At 64.8% G+C, this 24050-nt stretch carries 16 protein-coding genes, 5 tRNA genes and 1 pseudogene; 18 read left to right on the top strand and 4 right to left on the bottom strand.

Translation table 11 applies throughout. The annotated features are described in order from the left end of the window. Window positions 1-49 precede the first annotated feature (49 nt). The 11 genes from scpC (BN3906_RS08050) (at window position 50) to BN3906_RS08100 (ending at window position 10791) form a co-directional block, all read left to right on the top strand. Window positions 50-1552, top strand: a complete 1503-nt coding sequence (gene scpC, locus BN3906_RS08050) for a succinyl-CoA:acetate CoA-transferase ScpC (RefSeq protein ID WP_066586953.1) — start codon at window positions 50-52, stop codon at window positions 1550-1552. A 252-nt stretch (window positions 1553-1804) separates the two neighbouring features. Beyond that, a complete protein-coding gene (gene scpC, locus BN3906_RS08055; protein WP_066586956.1) occupies window positions 1805-3331 on the top strand; it encodes a succinyl-CoA:acetate CoA-transferase ScpC in 1527 nt (508 codons plus the stop codon). Window positions 3332-3395: 64 nt separating this feature from the next. Then, window positions 3396-3468 (top strand) — tRNA-Lys (locus BN3906_RS08060). A 217-nt stretch (window positions 3469-3685) separates the two neighbouring features. Then, window positions 3686-4504: a pyruvate, water dikinase regulatory protein gene (locus tag BN3906_RS08065; protein ID WP_066586960.1), complete on the top strand. Its 819-nt coding sequence runs from the start codon at window positions 3686-3688 to the stop codon at window positions 4502-4504. A gap of 29 nt (window positions 4505-4533) precedes the next feature. Beyond that, on the top strand, window positions 4534-6981 hold the full coding sequence (ppsA, locus tag BN3906_RS08070; protein ID WP_066586963.1) for a phosphoenolpyruvate synthase: 2448 nt from the start codon (window positions 4534-4536) through the stop codon (window positions 6979-6981). Between the two features lie 19 nt (window positions 6982-7000). Continuing rightward, window positions 7001-9220 (top strand): aminodeoxychorismate synthase component I, encoded by a 2220-nt coding sequence (gene pabB / locus BN3906_RS08075; protein WP_066586965.1) that lies wholly within the window; start codon window positions 7001-7003, stop codon window positions 9218-9220. Between the two features lie 5 nt (window positions 9221-9225). After that, a complete protein-coding gene (locus BN3906_RS08080) occupies window positions 9226-10017 on the top strand; it encodes a YggS family pyridoxal phosphate-dependent enzyme (RefSeq protein ID WP_066586967.1) in 792 nt (263 codons plus the stop codon). A 133-nt stretch (window positions 10018-10150) separates the two neighbouring features. After that, a tRNA-Glu gene (locus tag BN3906_RS08085) sits at window positions 10151-10223 on the top strand. A 40-nt stretch (window positions 10224-10263) separates the two neighbouring features. Next, window positions 10264-10340: transfer RNA gene (locus tag BN3906_RS08090), tRNA-Asp, on the top strand. Window positions 10341-10622: 282 nt separating this feature from the next. Then, window positions 10623-10696: transfer RNA gene (locus BN3906_RS08095), tRNA-Asp, on the top strand. A gap of 22 nt (window positions 10697-10718) precedes the next feature. Then, window positions 10719-10791 (top strand) — tRNA-Phe (locus BN3906_RS08100). 57 nt (window positions 10792-10848) lie between these two features. On the opposite strand, the gene epsC is transcribed toward BN3906_RS08100, so the two are convergent. Together epsC and cysK are read right to left on the bottom strand one after the other, a co-directional pair. Then, the gene (epsC, locus tag BN3906_RS08105) at window positions 10849-11433 is read right to left on the bottom strand and encodes a serine O-acetyltransferase EpsC (protein WP_066586969.1); all 585 of its coding nucleotides are present in this window, start codon (window positions 11431-11433) and stop codon (window positions 10849-10851) included. Between the two features lie 227 nt (window positions 11434-11660). After that, window positions 11661-12596 (bottom strand): cysteine synthase A, encoded by a 936-nt coding sequence (gene cysK / locus BN3906_RS08110; RefSeq protein WP_066586971.1) that lies wholly within the window; start codon window positions 12594-12596, stop codon window positions 11661-11663. A 133-nt stretch (window positions 12597-12729) separates the two neighbouring features. Here cysK and BN3906_RS08115 point away from each other — a divergent pair, with 133 nt between their 5' ends. From BN3906_RS08115 to BN3906_RS15095, 5 genes are all read left to right on the top strand, one after another. Next, on the top strand, window positions 12730-13566 hold the full coding sequence (locus tag BN3906_RS08115) for an enoyl-CoA hydratase-related protein (protein WP_078057468.1): 837 nt from the start codon (window positions 12730-12732) through the stop codon (window positions 13564-13566). Between the two features lie 3 nt (window positions 13567-13569). Further along, window positions 13570-14058 carry a DUF2505 family protein gene (locus BN3906_RS08120; protein ID WP_066586972.1) on the top strand — a complete coding sequence of 163 codons (489 nt, stop codon included), beginning with the start codon at window positions 13570-13572 and terminating at the stop codon, window positions 14056-14058. Window positions 14059-14345: 287 nt separating this feature from the next. After that, a complete protein-coding gene (gene ramA / locus BN3906_RS08125; RefSeq protein ID WP_066586974.1) occupies window positions 14346-15191 on the top strand; it encodes an acetate metabolism transcriptional regulator RamA in 846 nt (281 codons plus the stop codon). Window positions 15192-15218: 27 nt separating this feature from the next. Further along, entirely contained in the window at window positions 15219-16478 is a 1260-nt protein-coding gene (murA, locus tag BN3906_RS08130) for a UDP-N-acetylglucosamine 1-carboxyvinyltransferase (RefSeq protein ID WP_066589557.1), read from the top strand. A gap of 234 nt (window positions 16479-16712) precedes the next feature. After that, window positions 16713-16841 carry a hypothetical protein gene (locus tag BN3906_RS15095; protein ID WP_261797040.1) on the top strand — a complete coding sequence of 43 codons (129 nt, stop codon included), beginning with the start codon at window positions 16713-16715 and terminating at the stop codon, window positions 16839-16841. 161 nt (window positions 16842-17002) lie between these two features. On the opposite strand, the pseudogene BN3906_RS15470 reads toward BN3906_RS15095, so the two are convergent. Continuing rightward, window positions 17003-18347: pseudogene (locus BN3906_RS15470) on the bottom strand (transposase). A 269-nt stretch (window positions 18348-18616) separates the two neighbouring features. Then, on the bottom strand, window positions 18617-20737 hold the full coding sequence (locus BN3906_RS08145) for an MMPL family transporter (RefSeq protein ID WP_066586976.1): 2121 nt from the start codon (window positions 20735-20737) through the stop codon (window positions 18617-18619). 954 nt (window positions 20738-21691) lie between these two features. On the opposite strand from BN3906_RS08145, the gene tatA reads away from it, so the two are divergent. Both tatA and BN3906_RS08155 read left to right on the top strand, forming a co-directional pair. Then, window positions 21692-21907, top strand: a complete 216-nt coding sequence (tatA, locus tag BN3906_RS14105; RefSeq protein WP_078057289.1) for a Sec-independent protein translocase subunit TatA — start codon at window positions 21692-21694, stop codon at window positions 21905-21907. Window positions 21908-23125: 1218 nt separating this feature from the next. Beyond that, window positions 23126-24040 (top strand): Ltp family lipoprotein, encoded by a 915-nt coding sequence (locus tag BN3906_RS08155; RefSeq protein ID WP_078057469.1) that lies wholly within the window; start codon window positions 23126-23128, stop codon window positions 24038-24040. The last annotated feature ends 10 nt before the right edge of the window (window positions 24041-24050 follow it).

Below are 24050 nucleotides of genomic sequence, written 5' to 3' on the forward strand. Positions count from 1 at the left end.
TGCCGAGTACGTTTTTGACGATTAAACGAGATCCACACAAGGAGAGCCAGTGTCAGAGCGCATCAGGAACCAGGCCCTGAAGTCCAAGGTCATGACCGCTGAAGAAGCGGTGCAGTTCATCAGTAACGGTGACATGATCGGGACCTCCGGATTCACCGGTGCCGGCTACCCGAAGGGCATGCCCGCGGCCATCGCCGCGAAAGCCCGTGAAGCGCACGAGCGTGGTGAGGAATGGGCCGTGAAGATCCTCACCGGAGCCTCCACCGCCCCCGAGAACGACGGCGTCCTCGCCGAAGCGGATGCCGTGAGCTTCCGATCCCCGTTCAACACCGACCCCAAGATGCGCGCGAAGATCAACGAGGGCAAGGTGAAGTACACCGACATCCACCTCTCGGAGCTCGGCATGTACGTCCAGGAGGGCTTCTTCGGCCACATGGATGTCGCGATCGTGGAGGCTGTGGCCATCCGCGAGGACGGCAGCATCGTCCCCTCCTCGGCGGTGGGCAACAACATCGAGTACATGGACGCCGCCGACCGCATCATCATCGAGATCAACGAGTGGCAGGCCGCCGAACTCGAGGGGATGCACGACATCTACCGGATGCCCATGCCGGGGGCCCGGGTTCCGCTGCCGATCGTGAGCCCGGGGGACCGCATCGGCACGACCTCGATCGACATCGACCCGGAGAAAGTCGTCGCCGTCGTCTTCACCGACGGTCCCGACCGCAACGCCCCCTTCAAGCCCGTCGACGAGACCTCCAGGGCCATTGCGGGCCACCTCCTCGACTTCCTGGAGGGTGAGGTCACCGCGGGCCGTCTCGCCTACGACCGTCTGATCCTGCAGAACGGTGTCGGAAATGTGCCGAACGCCGTGCTCGCCGGCCTGCTGGACTCGAAGTTCGAGAACATCACCGCCTACACCGAGGTCATCCAGGACGGCATGCTCGACCTCATCGACGCCGGCAAGATGACCATGGCGTCCGCCACCTCGTTCTGTCTGTCGCTGGACGCCGCACACCGGATGAACGACGACGCGACCCGCTACAAGAACCACATCGTCCTGCGTCCGCAGCAGGTCTCCAACCACCCGGAGGTCATCCGCCGACTGGCACCGATCGGCATCAACGGGATGATCGAGGCGGACATCTACGGCAACGTGAACTCCACCAACGTCGCCGGATCCAAGATGATGAACGGCATCGGCGGGTCCGGGGACTTCACCCGCAACGCCTACATCTCCTCCTTCGTCACTCCCGCGGTGGCGAAGAACGGCGACATCTCCGCGATCGTGCCCTTCGCCTCCCACGTGGACCACTCCGAGCATGACGTGAAACTGATCGTGACCGAGTACGGCTACGCGGACCTCCGCGGACTGTGCCCGCGGGACAGGGTTCAGAAGATCATCGCGATCGCCGACCCGGAGTACCGGCCGCTGCTGGAGGAGTACGTCGAGTACGCCTCGAAGTCGAAGGCCCGGCACACCCCGCACGACCTCTCCCGTGCCTTCGAGTTCCACACCCGGTTCCTGGAGACCGGGTCGATGAAGAAGTAGCCCGGTGACGGGGTGACCCCGTCCGTCTGACGGCCCCGCCGGTACGCGTCCCGCGTCCGGCGGGTTTTTCGTGTGTCGGCCCGCATCGTTCCGCCACCCCCGAAAAGTGTGGAGCAGGAAAGCAAAGTAGTCCGTCTCTATAATGGAAGTCACGTTCGTGGCTGCATCGTGATGTACATCACCTGTGCTGCGGTCACAGCAGAACACCCACAGAAAGACTCCCCCAGAAAGACTCCCACGAGAGGACACACCATGTCAGACAGCACGTCAGACAGCTCAGGCAGGATCGCCCACCCCGGTCTGCGGGCCAAGGTCATGAGCCCCGACGAGGCGGCGACCTTCATCAATGACGGAGACCTCGTCGGAATGTCGGGGTTCACCGGTGCCGGGTACCCCAAGGTGCTTCCCACCGCGATCGCCGCACGGGCCAGGGAATTCCATGCCAGAGGAGACAGCTTCGCCATCTCACTGCTCACCGGAGCATCCACCTCCGCCGAACTGGACGGCGAACTGGCGGACGCGGACGCCGTGAAATTCCGGGCCCCGTACCAGTCCGACCCGCTGATGCGCGAGAAGATCAACTCCGGAAAAATGAAGTACGCCGACATTCACCTCTCCCACCTCGGAATGATGGTCCAGGAGGGCTTCTTCGGCACAATGGACGTCGCCATCGTCGAAGTCACCCGGATACTCGAGGACGGGCGGATCGTCCCGTCGTCGTCGGTGGGCAACAACGTCGAGTACCTTGACGCCGCGGAGAAGATCATCCTCGGAGTCAACTCGTGGCAGTCCGAGGAGCTCGAGGGCATGCACGACATCTACCGGATCCCCCTGCCCGGCCACCGCCGCCCGATCCCGATCAACGACGTGGGGGACCGGATCGGATCCCCGTACATCGACTTCGACATCTCGAAGGTCGTCGCCGTCGTCGAAACCGACTCCCCCGACCGCAACGCCCCGTTCAAACCCGCCGACGAAACCTCGCGGAAGATCGCCGGGAACTTCCTCGACTTCCTGGAAGGAGAAGTGTCCGCGGGACGTCTCAGCTACGACCGGTACATCATGCAGTCCGGGGTCGGCAACGTCCCCAACGCCGTGATGGCGGGCCTGCTGGACTCGAAGTTCGAGAACATCACCGCCTACACCGAGGTGATCCAGGACGGCATGCTCGACCTCATCGACGCCGGCAAGATGACCGTGGCGTCCGCCACCTCCTTCTCCCTGTCCCCCGAGTACGCGGAGAAGATGAACCGTGAGGCCCGGCGGTACCGTGAACACATCATCCTGCGCCCCCAGCAGGTCTCCAACCACCCCGAGGTGATCCGGCGCCTCGGCCTCATCGCCACCAACGGGATGATCGAGGCGGACATCTACGGCAACATCAACTCCACCAACGTCATCGGATCCAGGGTGATGAACGGCATCGGCGGGTCCGGTGACTTCACCCGCAACGCCTACATCTCCTCCTTCATCAGTCCCGCCGTCGCCAAGGGCGGCAAGCTCTCCGCGATCGTGCCCTACGTCACCCACACCGATCACACCGAACACGACGTGATGGTCGTCATCACCGAATACGGGTACGCAGACCTGCGCGGACTTGCCCCGCGGGACCGGGCGGAGAAGATGATCGCCATCGCCGCCCCTGAGTACCGGCCCCTGCTGGAGGAGTACGTGGACATGGCGGGCCAGGGGGAGTTCCTGCAGACCCCGCACGCCCTGGACCACGTCTTCGATTTCCAGAAGCGCTTCGTCGAGACTGGGTCAATGCTGCCGCAGTGAGTTGGTCAGGGGTGGCGCACACCTGTCCTCCGGTGTGCGCTACACTCTTCCTCGACAGTGGTACGGGCCTCTAGCTCAGTTGGTAGAGCTACGGACTTTTAATCCGCAGGTCGTGGGTTCGAGCCCCACGGGGCCCACCGGTACAGGCGCTGTCACACCACGATCCCGGGCGTCACGCCCGGGTGGAGGTGTGACAGCGCCTCTGTCATTCCCGGGGTCTGCCTGACCGTGGCGTCCTCAACCCCGGCCGGGGGTGAAACCCAACACCGGCGCCGTCGTCCTTTCCGCATACGCTGCTACCCTCGGGGGCACTTGCAGTGGCGGACGAGCGGGACGGCAGTGAGGACGACAGCGGTGGAACCGAACCGACGACCGGTCTTCTTCGTCTCGGACAGCACGGGGATCACCGCTGAGACCTTCGGCAACGCACTGCTGGCACAGTTCCCGGACTTCACCTTCCGCCGTCGCCACCTGCCGTTCGTCGACTCGGTCGAGGCCGCACGGTCGGCCGTCGCCCGCATCACCCGGGAAACCGGGGGTGGCGGTCCGACCCCGCTGGTGTTCCTCACCGTCCGCGACCCGGCCGTCGCATCCGAACTGGCGACCGCCCCCGGTGAGGTCGTCGACCTCCTCGGACCACACCTCACACGGCTGGAGAAGATCCTGGGTACCGCAAGAACAGGAAATGACACCGCATACCACCGGGTCGGAGACCTGGCGCGATACCACGACAGGATCGACGCAGTCGAGTTCTCCGTCGCCCACGACGACGCCACCAGCCTCGCCGACCTCGACCGGGCCGACCTCATCCTCCTGGCCCCGTCGCGCTGCGGAAAGACCCCGACCGCGATGTACCTGGCACTCCAGCACGGCCTGCGGGTCGCCAACTATCCGCTCACCGAGGACGACACCCCCGGCGAGCTGCCCGCCGTCCTGCGACCGCACAGGGACCGCCTCTTCGGACTGACGACCACCCCGGCCCGGCTCAGCCAGGTCAGAGGTGAACGCCGACCCGGAAGCGGCTACGCCAGTCTCTCCCGCTGCCGGGCTGAACTGCGGTCCGCCGAACAGCTCTACCGGAGCAACGGCATCCCCTCCATCGACTCACACGCCATGAGCGTGGAGGAGATGGCGAGCATCATCCTGACAACCATGGACCTGCGCCACACCTGAGCAGGCGACCTCTGAGAAAGGACCACCCCATGTCCACCACCGTCAACGTCCTCGACTTCACCCGGATCGGAATGGACGACGTACCCCGTGTGGGAGGCAAGAACGCCTCCCTCGGCGAAATGGTCGTCCACCTCGCGGACGCGGGCGTCCGCGTCCCGGGAGGATTCGCCACCACCGCCGACGCCTACCGCGACTTCCTCGCCGTCGGCGGTCTGGACCGTGAGATCAGCGGACTCCTCACCGGCCTCGACATCGACGACGTCAACGAACTGGCCCGCCGAGGTGCCCTGATCCGTTCGCGGATCATGGAACAGCCCTTCCCCGACGCCCTGGAGAAGGACATCCGTGACGCCTACGCCGCACTCGTCGCCGCCGACCCGGACCCCGACCAGGTCACCTGGGCGGTACGGTCCAGTGCGACAGCCGAGGACCTCCCCGACGCCTCCTTCGCAGGCCAGCAGGAGACCTACCTGAACATCGGCGGGATCGACAACATCCTCCGGGCCGTGAAGGCAGTGTTTGCCTCCCTCTACAACGACAGAGCCATCGCCTACCGGGTCCACAACGGATTCCGGCATGACGATGTCGCACTGTCCGCCGGAGTGCAGCGCATGGTGCGAACGGACATCGGGGCGTCCGGAGTGATGTTCACGGTGGACACCGAATCCGGGTTCGACAGGGCAGTCTTCGTCACCGCCTCCTACGGGCTCGGAGAGGCCGTCGTCCAGGGCGCCGTGAACCCCGACGAGTTCTACGTCTCGAAACCGGCCCTCCGCGCGGGAAAGACAGGGAAGGACGCCGTACTCTCCCGGACCGTCGGCGGGAAAGCCGTGGCCATGCGCTACGCCGGAGGTTCGGACATCGACTCCGCCACCAGATGGGAGGACGTCCCCGAAGAGGACCGCCGCCGGTTCTGTGTCACCGACGAGGAGGTCACCGAACTGGCCCGCCACGCCATGGCGATCGAGGACCACTACGGCAGGCCCATGGACATCGAGTGGGGACGCGACGGACTCGACGGAAAGCTCTACATCCTCCAGGCACGCCCGGAGACAGTTGTCTCACGACGTACAGGTCAGGCCCTGTCGCGCTTCGAGATCGACAAGGACGCCACGGCACAGGCCGAGGTACTCGCCGAGGGCCGCTCGATCGGTCAGCGGGTCGGATCAGGACCGGTGCGGGTCCTGCGGTCCCTCGACGACATGGACCGGATGAAACCCGGCGACGTCCTCGTCGCCGAGATCACCGACCCGGACTGGGAACCGGTGATGAAGCGGGCGTCCGCCATCATCACCGAACGGGGCGGGAGGACCTGCCACGCCGCGATCATCGCCCGGGAACTGGGCGTCCCCGCGATCGTGGGCACCGGGGACGCGACCACGGTGCTGACCGACGGCGAAGAGGTCACGGTCTCCTGCGCCGAGGGGGACACCGGACGGGTGTACCGGGGCGTCCTCCCGTACGAGGAGAAGACCACCGACGCCGGGGACATGCCGGACATCCCGGTGAAGATCATGATGAATGTCGCCACCCCCGACCAGGCCTTCTCCTTCTCCTCACTGCCGAACGACGGTGTCGGGCTGGCCAGGATGGAGTTCATCATCAACCGCCAGATCGGGGTCCACCCCCGGGCACTGCTGGACAGAGACACCCTCACCCCCGAACTCCGCCGCCGGGTGGACACCATCACCGCCGCCTACCCGGACCCCCGCGAATTCTTCATCCGCCGCGTCGTCGAGGGAGTGGCCACCATCGCCGCCGCCTTCGACCCGAAACCGGTCATCGTCCGGCTCTCGGACTTCAAGACCAACGAGTACGCCAACCTCCTCGCCGGCGACCTCTACGAGCCGGAGGAGGAGAACCCGATGCTCGGCTACCGGGGGGCGGCGCGCTATGTCTCCGAGGACTTCCGCGACTGCTTCGCCATGGAATGTGAGGCACTGCGCCGGGTCCGGGAGGACATGGGACTGACCAACGTGAAGATCATGATCCCCTTCGTCCGCACGACCGCCGAACTCGACGACGTGCTGGAGCTCATGGCGTCCCACGGCCTGTCCCGCGGCAGCGGCGGGGACACCACCGGCCGGGGCGCCCTGGAAATCGTGATGATGTGCGAGGTCCCGTCGAACTACCTCCTCGCAGACGAGTTCCTTGACCGGGTGGACGGTTTCTCCATCGGCTCCAACGACATGACCCAGCTCATACTCGGGGTCGACAGGGACTCCGGTCTCGTCGCCCACGACTTCGACGAGCGGAACCCTGCCGTGCTCAAGGTCCTGGAGTCGGCCGTCACCTCCTGCACCTCGCGCGGAAAATACGTGGGAATCTGCGGACAGGGCCCGTCCGATCACCCCGACCTCGCCGCCTGGCTGGTCGAACGCGGGATCGTCTCCCTGTCCCTCACCCCGGACACCGTCGTACAGACCTGGCTGTCACTGGCCGACCAGAGCGACCGGGAAGGGGGAAACAGGTCATGAGCTGCGGTATCATGACCAGATGATCCGTACACTGCTCGTCGACAACCACGATTCCTTCACCTGGAACCTGGTCCACGACCTCATCCGGGTCAACGGGGTGGAGCCGGTCGTGGTCCCCAACGACTGGGACCGGTGGCAGGCAGAGGGGGAAAAGATCCTCGACCGGGTGGACAACGTGGTGATATCCCCGGGACCGGGCACCCCCCTGGAACCCGGGGACGTCGGCATCGGACCTGCGGTCATCGACGGTGCAGTCCGACGGCAGCTTCCCGTCCTCGGGATCTGCCTGGGGCACCAGCTCATCGCGCATCTCCAGGGAGCAGCCGTGGAGCGGGCCGCCGAACCCGTCCACGGGCGGATCTCACAGATCACCCACGACGGAAAAGGCGTGTTCCAGGGCATCCCGTCCCCGTTCGAAGCGGTGCGCTACCACTCACTGGCCGTCACTGACGTCCCACCGAACCTCACCGTCAACGCCCGCAGCGGCGACGGCACTGTCATGGGGGTCAGTGTCCCCGGCAAACTCCTGTGGGGCGTGCAGTTCCACCCCGAATCCGTGAAGACCGGTCACGGACCGGAGATCCTCGCGAACTTCGCCGAGATCACCAGGCGGCAGGGCCCTGTCCGCAGGGTCCGCGACCGGGTGGTCCCGCTGACCCTTCCCACCACGGCAGGGGAGAAGGACGCCACCGACACCCGCCGACTGTCCGGGGACCTTTTCCGGACCCTGTTCCGGGGCAGGGACGCCGCAACCACCGTGGTGTGGCTCGACGGGAACGCCCCCGGTGACCCCCGCGCCCGGTTCTCCGTCATGGGTGCCGCGGACGGCAGACACGCCGGCCCCTCTGCCGCGACCGCCACCGCGGACGTCGCCGCCGGCACCGTCACAGTCACCAGGGGCGGCACGACCGAGGTACTGAACGGTGACGTCCTGGACTGGCTGGAAGCGGACCTGGCCCGCTGGAACATCCGGGGCGGAGGGCTCGACGAGGACCTCGCTGGGGAACCGCCCTTCGGATTCCGCCTGGGCTGGATCGGCTACCTCGGCTACGGGGTGAAGGCGCAGTGCTGTCCCGGTGAAGGCGGACCGAACAGTCACCCCGCCGACGCGGGCACCGGACCTGATGCCGCCTTCGTCTTCCTCGACCGGGCCGTCGTCATCGACCACGACCGGGCGGAGGCGCATCTTCTCACCCTGGACCGTCCGGTCGCCAGGAACGCGGGGCCCTGGGCGTCCGCCGACGAGACCGCCTGGTCGGAAACCACCGCGGCGGTGGTGCGTCGCCTGGTGGCCGGCCGGGACACCGGTCCGGGACAGGGCACTGTGGAGGGCTCGGTGCCGGGCACTGTGGAGGGCTCTGTGCCGGGCTCCCGTGGCCTGTCCGTGCGGGTACGGCCCGAACTCCACGACCGGGGGGACTACACCGGAAAGATCCGCAGGATAAGGGAGCTCATCGCGGAGGGGGAGACCTACGAGGCCTGCCTCACGACCGTCCTCGACGTGACCGCGGAGGAGGTCAGCGTCGACGGGACGGTCCGGTCCGGGCATCCCGCCTGTTTCGACATCTACACGGCACTGCGGGCGGCGAGTCCCGCCCCCTTCGGCGCCTACCTGCAGTTGCCGGGGGTGACAGTGATGTCGACCTCACCCGAACGGTTCCTGCGGGTGGACGCCGACGGCACGGTCACCTCGTCCCCCATCAAGGGGACCCGGCCCACCGGGGACACCGAGGAGGAGGACCTGAGGATCCGGGCGGAACTGCAGCACAGTGAGAAGGACCGGGCCGAGAACCTCATGATCGTCGACCTGGTCAGACACGATCTGGGGCGGGTGGCGGACCCGGGCAGCGTACACGTCCCCGAACTGTTCAGCGTGGAGAGTTACGCCACGGTCCACCAGCTGGTCAGCACCGTCACAGCGAGACTCGGCGACGGTGCCGGCGGCCTCGACGCCGTGCGTGCCGCATTCCCGCCCGGCTCGATGACGGGAGCTCCCAAAGAACGGACGATGCGGATCCTGGAGGAACTGGAGGACTCCCCACGGGGCATCTACAGCGGAGCACTCGGATGGTTCTCCCTCGACGGTGCCCTGGACCTTTCCGTCGTCATCCGGACCCTCGTCTGCGCCGGCGGCCGTCTGACCTACGGGGTCGGCGGTGCGGTGGTCGCCCAGTCGGACCCGGACGCCGAGTACGAGGAGACGGTGGTGAAGACGGGGCCGCTGCGCCGACTACGCTGAACGGCGTGACTGAACCAGTGAATACACCGGACAGCGGTGAGGAGACGGCGACGGGGCAGGACGCAGCGGTGGCCGGACTGCGCACGCGGTGGTCGACCGTGCGGGCAGGCATCGATGAGGCGGCGCACCGCGCAGGACGCGATCCGGCCCGGATCCGCCTGCTCCCGGTGAGCAAGACCGTCCCGGTGGAGAGACTGCGGTACGCGGTCGCTGCCGGCATGACCGAATTCGCGGAGAACAAACCCCAGGAGATCCAGAAGAAGGCACCGGCCCTGGCCGGAGCCCCGGAACTCCCCGCGGTCCGGTGGGTCGCCATCGGACACCTGCAGACCAACAAAGCGAGGATCATCGCCGAATACGCCTCCGAGTTCCAGGCCCTGGACTCTGTGCGCCTAGTCGAGACCCTCCAGCGGCGGTTGGAACTGCTCGCCGACGCGGGAAAGGACCGCACCCTGGACGTCATGGTCCAGGTGAACACTTCCGGGGAGGAGTCGAAGACGGGTGCGGCACCGGAGGAGGTCGACGCCATTCTCGGGGCCACGGCGGGATGTGACCGGCTCCGGGTCCGCGGATTCATGACTGTCGCCACCCACACCCGGGAGACCACGGAGGTCAGACGGTGCTTCGCCGAGCTGCGGGGGATCCGTGACCGGGCCCGCAGCTCGGGGATCGTCGATCCGGAGCCCCTTACCGAGCTGTCGATGGGGATGTCCGGGGACTACCCGCTTGCGGTGGCGGAGGGTGCGACCTGCGTCCGGGTCGGCACCGCAATCTTCGGGGCCCGCCCTCCCGCCTGAACCGTCTTCAGGGTCCGGGGAGAGAAAACAGCAGGCCAGTGCATGTTTTTGTGATTAGTCGGACGGTAGTCTATTCTGAACGAGCTGCCGACCTGAGGTCCCCGTTGTGCGGGTGGTCGAGGGTAGAGGTAGGGCTCCCATCGTCTAGTGGCCCAGGACTCCGCCCTTTCACGGCGGCAACACGGGTTCGAATCCCGTTGGGAGTACGTCGGATACTGCGGTAGCGTGGTGTCCACACAATTACATGGCCCTGTGGCGCAGTTGGTTAGCGCGCCGCCCTGTCACGGCGGAGGTCGAGGGTTCAAGTCCCTTCAGGGTCGCCATGGAACAGCAACGGGTCCCACCGTCACGGTGGGGCCCGTTGTCTGCGTCTTCGGGAAGTCCGGACCGCCGGGTCCCCGGCCGCCGGTCATCCGGGACTGGTGGGGCCTGGCCTGGGGCCCGGCCTAGGGCTGGAGTGGGGGGCTGGGGAGGGACCTGCCAGAGGGCCGGTGGCGGGACAGAAATGAAATGATCGCCCTGACATGCAGGTTTGCCGCTTTCCTGAGGGCTGTGTAGAGTATCGGCTCGTGCACGGGGCACACCGCGAGGTTTTCCCGGAGCATGGCCCTGTGGCGCAGTTGGTTAGCGCGCCGCCCTGTCACGGCGGAGGTCGAGGGTTCAAGTCCCTTCAGGGTCGCAAGAGGGTTAACCCCCTTTTTGCCCAGATAGCTCAGTTGGTAGAGCGTACGCCTGAAAAGTGTAAGGTCCCTGGTTCGATCCCTGGTCTGGGCACACAGAGAAACCCCCGTGGAGAAATCCACGGGGGTTTCGGCGTCCTCGGGGCGTCCTTCAGATGTTGTTCTGGAGATCGTCGACGTAGGAGGCCGGCTCGACCAGGGGAATGTGCTCGTCCGGGAGCCGGTGACGGATCTTCGCCGGGATGCCGACGAGAATCGAGTCCGGTGGGGCGTCCTTGGTCACCACGGCGTTCGCGCCGATCGCCGAACCGGCGCCGATGGTGATGGGACCGAGGACCTTCGCCCCGGCGCCGACCATGACACCGTCACCGATGGTGGGGTGCCGCTTGCGCTGCACGAGCTCCGAACCGCCGAGGGTGACGCCGTGGTACAGCATGACGTCGTCGCCGATCTCGGCCGTCTCCCCGATCACCACGCCCATGCCGTGGTCGATGAAGAACCGGCGTCCGATGGTCGCCCCGGGATGGATCTCGATCCCGGTGAGGAAGCGGGTGAACTGGCTGAGGACCCGGGCGGGACCGCGCAGACCGCGGAGCCACAGACGGTGTGCCAGCCGGTGGCTCCAGATCGCGTGCAGGCCGGAGTAGACCAGTGCATTCTCGATGTCACCCCGGGCGGCGGGGTCATGTGTCCTGGCGGCGTCCAGGTCCTCTTTCAACGTGCTCAGCAGACTCACCGGTGAGTCGCCTCCTTCAAGTCACTGTCCAACGGTTTCACGGGCAGATTTCCGGGTTTTCTGTGCTTTCTGTACGGGCGAGGTCTGTCACGGTCGGACCGTCGGGCGACCTGCCCGGCTCTCAACGGATACCGTACCGTTGTGCCGCTCCTGCCCGGGCATGCGGACGGCCCCGTACCTCTCGTGCCGGGGCATGGGGTGGTACGGGGCCGTGACGGTCCTGCGGACTAGTCGCGCAGGTCGTCGAAGAGGAGGGTGGAGACGTAGCGCTCGCCGAAGTCGGCGACGATCGCGACGATGAGCTTGTCCTTGTTCTCCGGCTTCGCGGCTTCGGCGACCGCGGCGGCGATGTTCGCGCCGGTGGAGATGCCGACGAGGATCCCCTCCTTGGCGGCGAGCTCGCGGGCCCACTTCACGGACTCTTCGATCGTGGCGTCGTAGACGCTGTCGAGGATCTCCTTGTCCAGGTTGTCCGGGAAGAAGTTGGTGCCGATGCCCTGGATCTTGTGCGGTCCGAAGCGGCCCTCGGTCAGCAGGGGCGAATCCTTCGGCTCGACGCCGATGACCTTGACGTCCGGGTTCTTCTCCTTGAGGTACCGGCCGGTACCGGAGACCGTGCCGCCGGTGCCGATGCCGGCGATGAAGATGTCGACCTTGCCGTCGGTGTCGGTCCAGATCTCAGGGCCGGTGGTGGCGTAGTGGGCGTCAGGGTTGGCCGGGTTGGCGAACTGGCGGGCGAGGATCGCGTTCTCGGTGTTCTCGACGATCTCGTTGGCCTTGTCGACGGCACCCTGCATGCCGGCGGGCGGCGGGGTGAGGACCAGTTCCGCACCGAGGGCGCGCAGCATGATCCGGCGCTCCAGGGACATGGACTCCGGCATGGTCAGGATCACCTTGTAGCCGCGGGCGGCGCCGACGGTCGCCAGGGCGATACCGGTGTTACCTGAGGTGGCTTCGACGATCGTCCCACCGGGCTTCAGCGAGCCGTCGGCGACGGCGGCGTCGATGATGGCCGCGCCGATGCGGTCCTTGACGGAGTTGCCCGGGTTCGCTGACTCGAGCTTGACGGCGACGGTACCGGGCAGGCCCTCCGTCACCTTGTTCAGCTTCACCAGCGGAGTGTTGCCGATGAGGTCGGTGATGTTCTCGTAGATTTTTGCCATGGCTGTGTTGAGCCGTCCTTTCAGGAGACTGGTAAGCGGTAGACCGATCGGTCTGTCCGCACTGTTGTCAGTCTACAGCACGATGTCACCGAGTGTCGACGGGCCGACGGTGGCTCATGACACAATGGGGGACATGACAGACACGCAGCCACACTCCCAGCCGGACCAGCGGTCAGCACCCGGGCAGGCCGCAGCAACCGCCTATTCGACGATCCTCACCTCGGTGGCCGACGGCGTCGCCACGATCACCCTGAACCGCCCGGAGGCGCTCAACGCCCTCAACCAGACCGTGATGGAGGAGGTCATCACCGCCCTGGAGATCTTCGACGCCGACCCCGTCGTCGGTGCCATCGTCGTCACCGGCAGTGAGAAAGCCTTCGCCGCCGGGGCGGACATCGCCCAGATGAAGGACCAGACCTGGCCGGATGTCCGGATGAGACAGCTCTACGCCCGGTGGGACCGCGTCACGGAGGTGCAGACCCCGGTCATCACCGCGGTCCAGGGATTCGCGCTGGGCGGTGGATGTGAACTGGCGATGATGGGGGACATCATCCTCGCCAGCGACCGTGCGAAGTTCGGCCAGCCGGAGATCGGTCTCGGCGTCATCCCCGGAATGGGCGGGACGCAACGGCTGACACGGGCAGTCGGACGTTACAAGGCCATGGACCTCATCCTCACCGGAAGGATGATGGGGGCGGAGGAGGCGGAACGCAGCGGCCTGGTGTCCCGGGTACTGCCCTCCGAGGGCTTCGCGGAAGCTGTCGACGCGGTGGCCAGGAAAGTGGCGTCCTTCTCCCGTGTCGCTCTCGCCGTGGCCACCGAGACCGTCGACGCCGCGATGAACACCCCGTTGAACGAGGGTATGCGACGGGAACGGGAAGCTTTCTGGAGCCTGTTCGCCACTGAGGACCAGAAAGAGGGGATGGCCGCCTTCCTGGAGAAGCGGGACCCCGAATGGAGGCACCGGTAGACCATGGTCACCAGGGCGACAACAGTCACACGGACCATCGACCTGCCGCTGGAGACGGTGCGCAGGGTCGTGGAGTCCGAGGAGTTCCTCCTCACCGTCGGCGAAGGTCCAGGGCAGACGGTGACCCTCACCGGCGGGGAACGCGAACTGCTCGACGACGGCTCGGTGACGGCGACAGTCACCGCGACCTTCGGCCAGGGGGAGGACGCCGTGGTCATGGTGCAGCGTGCCGAACTGTCCGCCCCTGACGAGGACGGCTCCTTCACCCTGTTCACCTCGGTGCCGCTGCCGGGAAACCTGGGGACCATGGCGACCAACCAGGTGTTCGAGGAGGCGGAGGGGGACCCGGGCGATGTCACGTCGCTGGTGACCACGGTGGCGGTGCAGGTGGATGTGCCGGTCATCGGCCCGAAGCTGGTGGACCGGGTACTCTCGGGTGCGGAACAGTCCACCGACCAGGGTGTGGAGAGGATTCTCCGGCTGGCTTCCTGAGCCTGTTCTCAGCCTGCGGGAGTCCTGTCCCCGGGAGTGTCCGGGGTGTGTCCCGGTCGAGTCTCGGTCGTGTCCCGGGGGCCGTTGTCCGCAGCTTCCGGGGAAACGGGGGTCAAAGAGTCCTCGGGCGTGGTTTCCGCGGGGGTGGTGACGGGCAGGGTGGGGGAGTAGTGGCCAGATTTGGGGGTAGTGGCCGGGGTTGCCTATACTCAGGGGGCACACAGAGTGCCCCCGTTGTAGGGACCTAGACCACCTGACGTGAATCAGGTGCGGGAGAAAGGCGAACCGTGGAGCAGCAGCGGCACCGCGATGACGAGGATGCGATCCGGTCGGCACTGTCGTCCCTGAAGAACTCCACCGGAATCCCGGTGACGATGTTCGGGTCGTGCCAGTCCGACGGCCGGATGGTGATCAACCAGTGGGTGGGCCTGCGTACCCCTGCACTGAACAATCTCTCCATCGAGGCCGGACAGGGTGTGGGAGGTCGGGTGATGGCCACCCGGCGCCCGGTCGGTGTCTCCGACTACATCCGCGCGAAGTCGATCTCACACGAGTTCGACCGGCCGATCCGGGACGAAGGTCTCCATTCCATCGTCGCCGTCCCCGTGATCGTGGGGCGCGAGATGCGTGGCGTCCTCTACGCCGGAGTGCACTCCCCGGTCCGTATGGGGGACAAGGTGCTGGAGGAGGTGACCATGACCGCCCGCACACTGGAACAGGACTTCGCCGTCAACGGCGCACTGCGCCGGGCGGACGCCAACCCCCGGGAACCTGTCAGCAAACCGGTGCGCACGATGTCCGGGGCGGAATGGGAACAGGTCAGGGCCACGCATTCCCGACTGAGGATGCTCGCCAACCGGGTCGAGGACGAGGAGATTCGCCGCGACCTCGAGGTGCTGTGCGACCAGATGGTCAGTCCGGTGCGGGTGAAGCAGACCACCAAGCTCTCCGCCCGGGAGCTCGACGTGCTCTCCTGTGTGGCCCTGGGGCACACCAACGTGGAGGCCGCGGAGGAGATGGGGATCGGGGCAGAGACGGTGAAGAGCTATCTGCGGTCGGTCATGCGCAAGCTCGGCGCCCACACCAGGTACGAGGCGGTCAACGCCGCACGGAGGATAGGCGCCCTGCCCTGATCCGGCCGGACCACTAGGGTGGTGGGCGTGAAAGAACATTTCCTGGTGACCGGCGGTGCACGCCTTGAAGGATCGGTCTCTGTCGTCGGGGCGAAGAACAGCGTCCTGAAGCTCATGTCTGCGGCACTGCTCGCGGAGGGGACGACGGTCCTGCACAACTGTCCGCAGATCTCGGACGTGACCTACATGGTCAAGGTCCTGGAAGGTCTGGGCTGTACCGCCCGCGCAGACGGAGAGCGCGTGGAGATCACCGTCCCCGAGGTCATCTCCCCGGACGCGGACATTGACGCGGTCCGGCAGTTCCGTGCCTCGGTCTGCGTCCTCGGTCCCCTCACCGCCCGGTGCCACCGTGCCGTGGTCGCCCTGCCCGGCGGTGACGCCATCGGCAACCGCCCTCTCGACATGCACCAGTCAGGGCTGGAGAAGATGGGTGCCGCGACCCGCATAGAGCACGGATGCGTGGTCGCCGAAGCCGAGGAACTTCACGGGGCCCAGATCAACCTGGATTTTCCCTCCGTGGGTGCCACAGAGAACATCCTCACCGCAGCGGTCCTCGCCGACGGGACCACCGTCCTGGACAATGCGGCCCGGGAGCCGGAGATCGTCGACCTGTGCCACATGCTGCGCGAGATGGGCGCACAGATTGAGGGGGAGGGCTCCAGCACCATCACGGTGACCGGGGTGAAGAAGCTGCATCCGGTGGAGCACCGGGTGGTCGGGGACAGGATCGTCGCCGGCACATGGGCCTATGCCGCGGCCATGACACGCGGTGACGTCACTGTCGGTGGCATTGATCCTGCCCACCTCCACCTCGTCCTGGAGAAACTCCGGTCGGCAGGTGCCGGAGTGGAGACCTACCCGACAGGTTTCCGGGTCACCCAGGAACGCCGGGCGACCGCCGTGGACTACCAGACCCTGCCCTTCCCCGGTTTTCCCACCGACCTGCAGCCGATGGCGATAGCCCTGTGCTCGGTCAGTGAAGGGATGAGTGTGATCACGGAGAACATCTTCGAGTCACGGTTCCGTTTCGTCGACGAGATGACACGACTGGGGGCGGACGCCACCATTGACGGACACCACGTCGTCGTCAGGGGCAGAGAGCAGTTGAGTTATGCGCCGGTGTGGAGCTCTGACATCCGGGCGGGTGCGGGGCTGGTGCTCGCGGGCCTGTGCGCGGACGGGGTGACGAGGGTCAACGACGTCCACCACATTGACCGCGGGTATCCCGGTTTCGTCGAGGACCTGTGCCGTCTGGGCGCCAGGGTGGAGCGGGTCGCCGATGAGTGACGCCCGCGGGTTGGGAGGGGACGACGGGGCCCGTAGGCCGGTGACCTGCAGACTTGTCCGTCGTGTCGAGTGTGTGTAGATTTGTCGGGGTTGCCACGGGAGGCTGGGACAGTGTTCCGGTCCGGTTCGTGGTGTGCGGTTGTTGTTTGAGAACTCAATAGTGTGATGAACCAAGTTTTTACAAGTCGCAGATGATGCAGACGGTTCGGATGGTCCCGGCAAGTGGGTGACTGCTTGTTAAATATGGATCGCAGGCTGGAGCATCTACGCGGCATCGCCCTAGGGTTCAGGAACCTCGACCACTACATCTTGCGGTCGCTGATCCACTCCGGCCAGCTGCAGGACCGGATCAACGCACTCTAAATCGAGAAGAGCCCATTATCCCGCTAACGGAGTGATAGGGAGTCGTACTCAGAGATGATATAGCCTCATGCCTAGGGATGATTACCGCGGTCGCCACAGAGTATGGGACATTTCACGACCCTGGTATAGAATTGTCAAATACTTTCCCGGCTCTTCGCAGTTCACAGTGCGTTGATCCGGTCCTGCAACTGTCCTGAGTGGATCATCGACCGCAACATGTAGTGACCCAGGTTCGAAGAACCCCAGGCCGATACCCCGCAGGTGCTCCAACCCTCCGTTGATTCAGGCCTCGACCAGCCCGTCGGATACCCCGACGTCGAATCACGCGACGATGTCCAGCCGCCGGCACCACAAAGCTCTGCGCACCACAAAGCTCTGCCTAGCTGCACCAACCCCTCCAACCCCGCAGACAGCCCCTTACCCAGCATGGTGACCACCTGACCCATCAGCTTCCTGCCCCGGGACCTGTCCGGCTGACCGTACGCGCCGATCAGATCCTGCTAGAAACTGCCAGGTGACCTGCAACGCGACCTAGACATCATCGGTGGCCCACAGCAGCTCCCGCCGTTGTCTCTCCCACGCAGTAAGGAAGCCCGACCCGGCCAACAACGCCCGACGGTACTTGCACAACAGATCATCCTTCCTCCCGCGCCGGCCACGTGGTTTCACACCGCAACCGTTGCCGACACCCAGTGTGTTTCGCTACGGTCAGGTGGACGACATGGAACCTAGCCCATGACCTTCCGCGCGGTCGGCAAGACGTGGTCGACGGCGGAGGCCGTCTCCGGTGACCCGGTGCCACTCGTCACGAGCTCGACGGTGTCCCGGAAGTCCGACTCACGGTCCTGCACCCGGGTGTCCAAGACGTCCGCACTGCGCCGAAGACCGCATGTCGACCAGGCGTGCCGGGCCTGACCCGTCGCCCAGTGGGATCAGATCCACCAGCACGGTGACCATCGACAACGGCACACCGGGCCGGCGGGTACGCTTCCCGCACGTGCACGGCAACCCCGAGCATCCGCACCCCGGCCAGGTGCGACGGACCGGCGGAGACAACATCGCGGGCGGCGGTGACCGCGATGTTGGTGACCAGTGCCCAACCCACCCCGAGGGCCTTGACGGTCGCCGCGACACTCATCCTGTCGACGACGAGGCGTCGCAGGATCCAGCCGGTCACCCGGCGGGTCAGTTTCGCTCCGTCGTCGGCGCACGGCAGGGAGGTCTCGAAGATCTTCCTGCCGCAGGCGGGGTCGGTGCAGGTTAAGCGGGAACCTCGGACGTCCAGGCAGGTGGGCAAACCCACGACCGGCAGATCAACGAGTCGACGTCGGATGCGGAACCACTTCACCCCAGGCATCGCACAGCCCGGGCAGGCGTCGACCACATCCACCGGGCAGGCGTTGATGACGGTGAGGGTGCCCGCGTCGGCGGCGTCGGTGATCGTCGGGCCGAGTTCTGCGGTGCGGCGTGAAAAGTGTCGGCGACGAGGTTGCCGGTAGGGTGCACGGCAGGGTCCTGATTCCCCTCAGATGAAGGTGTGGTGACTCTCATCCTGTACCGACCAGGGCCTCTTCATGTCGGCACACCGAGCCCCACCCCGGATCCCCATCACGGCTCAGCTACGCACTCCCAAACACGAAGAGCCACTTTTCCACGCAGCATACACTCAACAGTTCGTTTTTACTCTACGGCCGGAGATTACAGAATAGCGATCGAATTCTGACGGAAAGAATGTGGGGTGAGATGTCCAGGTCAAAGGTAGCCTGGACGGTGGTCTACTGCCGTTCGGGTTGTCTATCACGAGGGCTGGTGGCAGCGAAATGCCACGGCCACCAGATACGATCTCCGAGGATCTGCGTGACTGCTGGCACCAAGAATGAACGGACAAGGAATGTGTCGATCAGCACCCCCACGGAAATAATAATCGCGAGTTGCACCAGGAACTGGATCGGGACGACCAACAGTGCTGCGAAAGTAGCCGCCAGGACAATCCCCGCGCTGGTGATCACCCCGCCTGTACTGACCAGACCGCGACGGACACCGGCGGGAGTACCATGCACCATAGATTCTTCTCTGACCCGGGTCATCAGAAAGATATTGTAGTCTATCGCCAGTGCTACTAGAAACACGAAAGCGTACAGGGGCACCGAAGGATCTGAGCCGTTGAAACCTACAAGCACAAAGACTGCCGCACCGATACCCAGAGCTGTTCCGAAGCTCAGCACTGTAGATACCAACAGCACCAGTGGTGCCACGACTGCTCGGAGCAATAGGGCCAGCATGGCCGTGATCACGAGGAGTACCACCGGTATGATGACGTTCAGATCGGAGACTGCAGTCTCCTTCGTATCCAGCTCCGTGGCGGTTGTACCCCCAACCTTGGCACCATAGTCACCCACTGCGTCCCGAATCTCCCGGACAGTGTCTTCTGCAGCGTCAGAGTACGGAGAGTCAACTAGGGTGACCTCAAGAAGTACCTGTCCGTCCACCACCGGATGGTCTGACTCGTCCCCACTACCCAGAGACTGGACGCCATCCAGGCGGGCGACCGCGTCACCGACGGTTTCACTGTACTTCTGGGGAACGAGAATGTAGGTCGGGGCACCTGTTCCTGCAGGGAAGTGAGTGTCGAGTGTGGTTTGCCCGTCTCGGGCATCGCTGTCCCCGATCACGTAGTCACTGGTCGGGACGCCATTCGCGTCGAGAGCTACCAGGCCCGCGCAGCCAGCGACGAGCAGCAGACCCACCCCGGCAGCGATGCGGCGGGGAGCGCGTTCCACAACATCAGCGATTCTCCACCATATGTTTCTTGACTCAGTATAGATTTCTGTTTTTGTGTCCAAATCTTGTTCGGTGCATCTGGGTACCTTCGGCCAGAAAGCTTTTCTTCCTGCCAGCCCGAGGACGGCAGGAATGAACGTCAGCGAGGTGAAGAAAGCTGCAGCTATTCCCACGGCTGCCACGGGACCAAGGCCGGCGTTTGATGCCAGATCCGAAAAGAGAAGGCATAGCAGACCCGCAATCACTGTGGCTGCTGAAGCCAGTACTGGTCGCCAGGTTCCTCGTATGGCTGCTGCGGTTGCGGTCCAGGAGTCGGCATGTCGGCCCAGTTCCTCCCGAAAACGCGCTGTATAGAGCAGACCGTAGTCAGTGGCCGCACCGATCACAAGTATGAAGAGGATTCCCTGTATCTGTCCGTTGATCATCACCGCTCCGGATCTGGCCAACGCGACGTTGACCAGAACTGCAGCGCACAGGGCGACCATTGAACTTAGCAGGACTATAAGTGGGAGAAAAGGAGACCTGTAGACAAATACGAGAATCACAAGAACAGAAGCTACGGCCACTAGAAGGAGTACCCCATCGATCCCGGAGAAGGCCTCCGCGAGATCTGCACTGAACCCCGCAGGTCCGGTCACCTGTGCCTGCAGCCCCTCGGGCAGAAGTGATCCCATTTGGGCACGAAGCACTTCAACGGCGTCTGCCGACGCCGCAGACTCAGGGGGAACGACAACGATCTGCGCCGCCTGACCGTCCTCTGACGGTATCGCGGGACTCACCTCTGTACCGGACGTGTCGGTACCCCTGTCCACTGCGGCCGCAATCTGGGCGGGGATGTCGCCCAGTGAATCGGCGTTGACCCTGCCCCCGTCGGTGTCCGAAGTGACCACAACTATCGCAGGTGCCGATCTGGAGTCTTGAAAGTCCCCCAGCCTCTCGCTGACCACGGTTGATTCAGCCGACTCAGGAAGGAAGGAGGACTGGTCATTAGTGGCGACATCGCCTATGTCACCGAACCTTGGCCCTCCTAGAGCGGCCACACTCAGCCACAGCAGGATGATTAGTCCGGCAAGAACACGGTTCCTGTAGGAGCTGACTGGCGGAGCTTCTGACATCGTGCACTCTCCTACGCTGACGATACTGTTCCACAAGAATGCCAGAAACAGCTTCTACGGGGGCAGAACCACACCAGGTCGGAGCGCGATGAATGCTGCGACTGCGAGCGGACCACCGAGGTTACCGGCAGCGCTCGGGCGGGTCCCCGGCGGTCCCTGAGCCTGCTCCGACGGTCGTCGACCCCCGGCGACTTCAGACTCATCCGAAGCCGTGTCCGAACGGATCCGTAGCCGCCCGGAGCGATCGCCCGGATGCCCGCCACGTACGAGGTTCCCTGTACCTGCCCCCTGCAGGCTCCACGCTCCACCGCGGTGATGACGGGCCGCCCGTCCCCCGCAATCCTGCCAGCACACGTCCGTGAGAGTCAGACAGAGGATTGTGCTCCCATAGTGTTTGTTCGATTGCCCACCGCAGGTGGACCCTGACTCCGTTCTGCGTCGGGGTGTCGGCCATTCCCTTTCACGAACACCACTGACGCAGTGACGCCGAGTGCGAAGTCCAATCTGAACAGACTCCTGCCGAGGGTCACGCCGGCCACCACCTCGCTGATCGACCCGAGCAACGGTGGTCTACTCGCAGAGACTTCAGAGCGGGTACAGCGACGGTGAACGAGCTTGGAGGACACCATCCGGACAGCTGTACCGTGGCAATCGGGTCCGCTACCCCAGGTCAGCGGTGCCTGATCTCTGCGTTCTACACCCTCCGGGACGCACCACCGGTGCCTCACCCACGAAGATCACTGTCACCCAACGGTGGCGGAGTGTGCGCGGTCGTACGATGCCGACATTAAGAGCTCCACGTCGGTCACCGGATCCGCCCGGCCCCGACGCACTCGGTCCCGTCCCTGCCCCCGGCTGCCCGTTGCCCCACGCAGTTGGCCACGGAGGGTGTGATACTCCCGCTGACAGCGTAAGGTCCGAGGTAACGATCTTGTCTACGCATAGGGGTTCTCCATGGGCGCACTCTCTCCATATCACCTGCTCATAGTGGTTATCGTTCTCATCTTGTTATTCGGCTCCTCGCGCCTGCCGGACACGGCACGGTCCCTGGGCAGGTCGATGCGCATCTTCAAGTCAGAGATGTCCGAGATGAAAAAAGATTCTCTGCCGACGTCGGTCGGCGAATCACCCGACCAGAAGAACCGCACCACTGACCAGAACACGACCTAGACAGGTGGTACCAAAAATTCGCATGAACCCTCAATGGTCGCGGTTATGAATGCAGCTCTTTCGTGGATTTTTCAACAACATCGCCAATAGTATTTTTCTCCTATCGTTTCCCGCTGCGGCAGAAAAAATGAGGCACCATGTGGTTTTTACATTAAGAAAGTTGCGTCCGATGAATTAGGTCATTTCGAGAACCTGCACCAGTCGAACCAAACGATATCCACAAGAAGTGCGTGATCATGACTTCCGAGAATTCACCCGACCGTTCGTGGTTGCCCATGTCTGATCACAGTTCACCGGACCGTCCACCGTTCCCCGTGGTCGGCACCATGGTCGCACTCGCTGGTGCAGTTATCCTCACTCTGGGGGTGGCAGGGTGGGGCTCTTGGAGGGAAGAGCTCGCCAGTCAGCACATCATCGTATCCCAGGAGGGGAGATTCTTCCCCGGCCAACCAGTGGACGGCCCCTTAAGCGCATTCTCCCAGGCCGAGGTGGTCCAGACACATTTGCTGGAGGAAACTGACGGGACCCCGTTCGCGCATGTGTCAGAGAATGACCCACACAAGATACTTAGCATCGAGAGCACCCTCACAAGGACTTATCTCCTCTCAGCAGTGATGGGTTTTGTTATGAGCGGAGTGGCAGTTTTAGGCGGGGCGACGTTGACCGCGATCGGGGTGACTTCTGCGACTCGGCGTTCACCGAACCGGGACCGCTGAGTGAAACCAGAATTCTGACCGTGGAAGGCTCGTGAGGACCATCCTCGAGAATCCTGTGTTCTGGTTGTGCAGGTCGCCTGAGAGACCGCCCTCGTCTACACCACTGTGGTAGCCCTGAACCTGGACAGCAGGCAGTCGTTGCTCCAGATGGCCCGGAGGAAGCCCCAGCTGAAGCTACGGTGCTTTCCGCATCCTTCACTGTCATGTGCCCCGCCGATGGTCGCATCCAGGCTGCGCGCAACGGCGCCACCCCTCCGATACGCCGCTGTTCGAACAGGTTGCGCCGTAACACTCGAACACGGGATTTCCGTGTCCGGTGCCTGCGCCATGATGCTCACCGTGTCCTACGGAGAGACCAGACCTCCGACCGCCACCAAGCACCACGGACACTCCGGGCAGGCCGGTGTTCATGTCGCCGGCTGCCCGGGTCACCTGACTTCATGACCTTCCGACCGGACCGGACGTCTGTGACGACGGTCACCCACACGAAATGAGACGTTTCATGACCTCCACTCCCCCCTTCCCACAGGACCCCCACCTGCCCCACTCCGGTGTGCCGCAGAGCGGGTACGGTTCCGCAGCCCCGGGGCCGGCGCAGCCGACCACACAGTTCCCTCCCCAGGGAGTTCCCCAGGGAATGCCCCAGGCCATGCCCCAGGGAATGCCCTACGGCGTCCCGCCCCAGCAGCCGCCCCAGCCGCAGAAGAAGCCCTTCTACAAGCGTGTGTGGTTCATCATTCTCATGGTTGTCGTGGTCATCATCGTCATCGCCGCAGCAACCGGCGGCGGGGACGAGGACACGACCGGTGCCCCCTCCGGGAGCACGGCGTCCCCTGTCCCGGGAGCTGCACCCGGCGGAGCTGCGGAGAATGCGGCTCCGGAGGGCGGGGAACTGGCCGACGCTGTCGAGGCAGGCGGTGCCGCTCCGGCCCCCGTGGAGGACGCCAGGAGCGCTGACGTCCCCGCCGAGTTCGATTCGGCGCTGAACAGGGCGAAGCAGTACTCGGACACGATGCACATGTCGAAGCTCGGTCTCTACGACCAGCTGACCAGCGAGTACGCCGACAAGTTCTCCCCGGAGGCTGCCCAGTACGCCGTGGACAACGTCGGGGCCGACTGGAACGCCAACGCACTGGAGAAGGGCCGGGACTACGCGGAGACCACCCACATGTCGAAGAGGGGCGTGTACGACCAGCTGACCAGCGAAGTGGCCGAGAAGTTCACCCCGGAGGAGGCGCAGTACGCCGTCGACAACCTCGACATCGACTGGAACGCCAACGCACTGGCCAAGGCGAAGGACTACCGGGAGACCATGGACATGTCCCCTGAGGGGATCCGCGACCAGCTCGTCAGTGACTACGGGGAGAAGTTCACCCCCGAAGAGGCCGACTACGCCATCGCCCACCTCAACGACTGACCACCGCGGA

The sequence above is a fragment of the Corynebacterium provencense genome (genome assembly GCA_900049755.1).
Taxonomy (GTDB): domain Bacteria; phylum Actinomycetota; class Actinomycetes; order Mycobacteriales; family Mycobacteriaceae; genus Corynebacterium; species Corynebacterium neomassiliense.

Excerpts from the sequence above, each read along its gene's own strand:
- BN3906_RS08145 (WP_066586976.1), bottom strand. The coding sequence starts at position 20,737 with ATGTCAGAAGCTCCGCCAGTCAGCTCCTACAGGAACCGTGTTCTTGCC.
- ppsA (WP_066586963.1), top strand. The coding sequence starts at position 4,534 with ATGTCCACCACCGTCAACGTCCTCGACTTCACCCGGATCGGAATGGAC.
- cysK (WP_066586971.1), bottom strand. The coding sequence starts at position 12,596 with ATGGCAAAAATCTACGAGAACATCACCGACCTCATCGGCAACACTCCG.
- tatA (WP_078057289.1), top strand. The coding sequence starts at position 21,692 with ATGGGCGCACTCTCTCCATATCACCTGCTCATAGTGGTTATCGTTCTC.
- BN3906_RS08115 (WP_078057468.1), top strand. The coding sequence starts at position 12,730 with ATGACAGACACGCAGCCACACTCCCAGCCGGACCAGCGGTCAGCACCC.
- scpC (WP_066586956.1), top strand. The coding sequence starts at position 1,805 with ATGTCAGACAGCACGTCAGACAGCTCAGGCAGGATCGCCCACCCCGGT.
- pabB (WP_066586965.1), top strand. The coding sequence starts at position 7,001 with ATGATCCGTACACTGCTCGTCGACAACCACGATTCCTTCACCTGGAAC.
- BN3906_RS08120 (WP_066586972.1), top strand. The coding sequence starts at position 13,570 with ATGGTCACCAGGGCGACAACAGTCACACGGACCATCGACCTGCCGCTG.
- BN3906_RS08155 (WP_078057469.1), top strand. The coding sequence starts at position 23,126 with ATGACCTCCACTCCCCCCTTCCCACAGGACCCCCACCTGCCCCACTCC.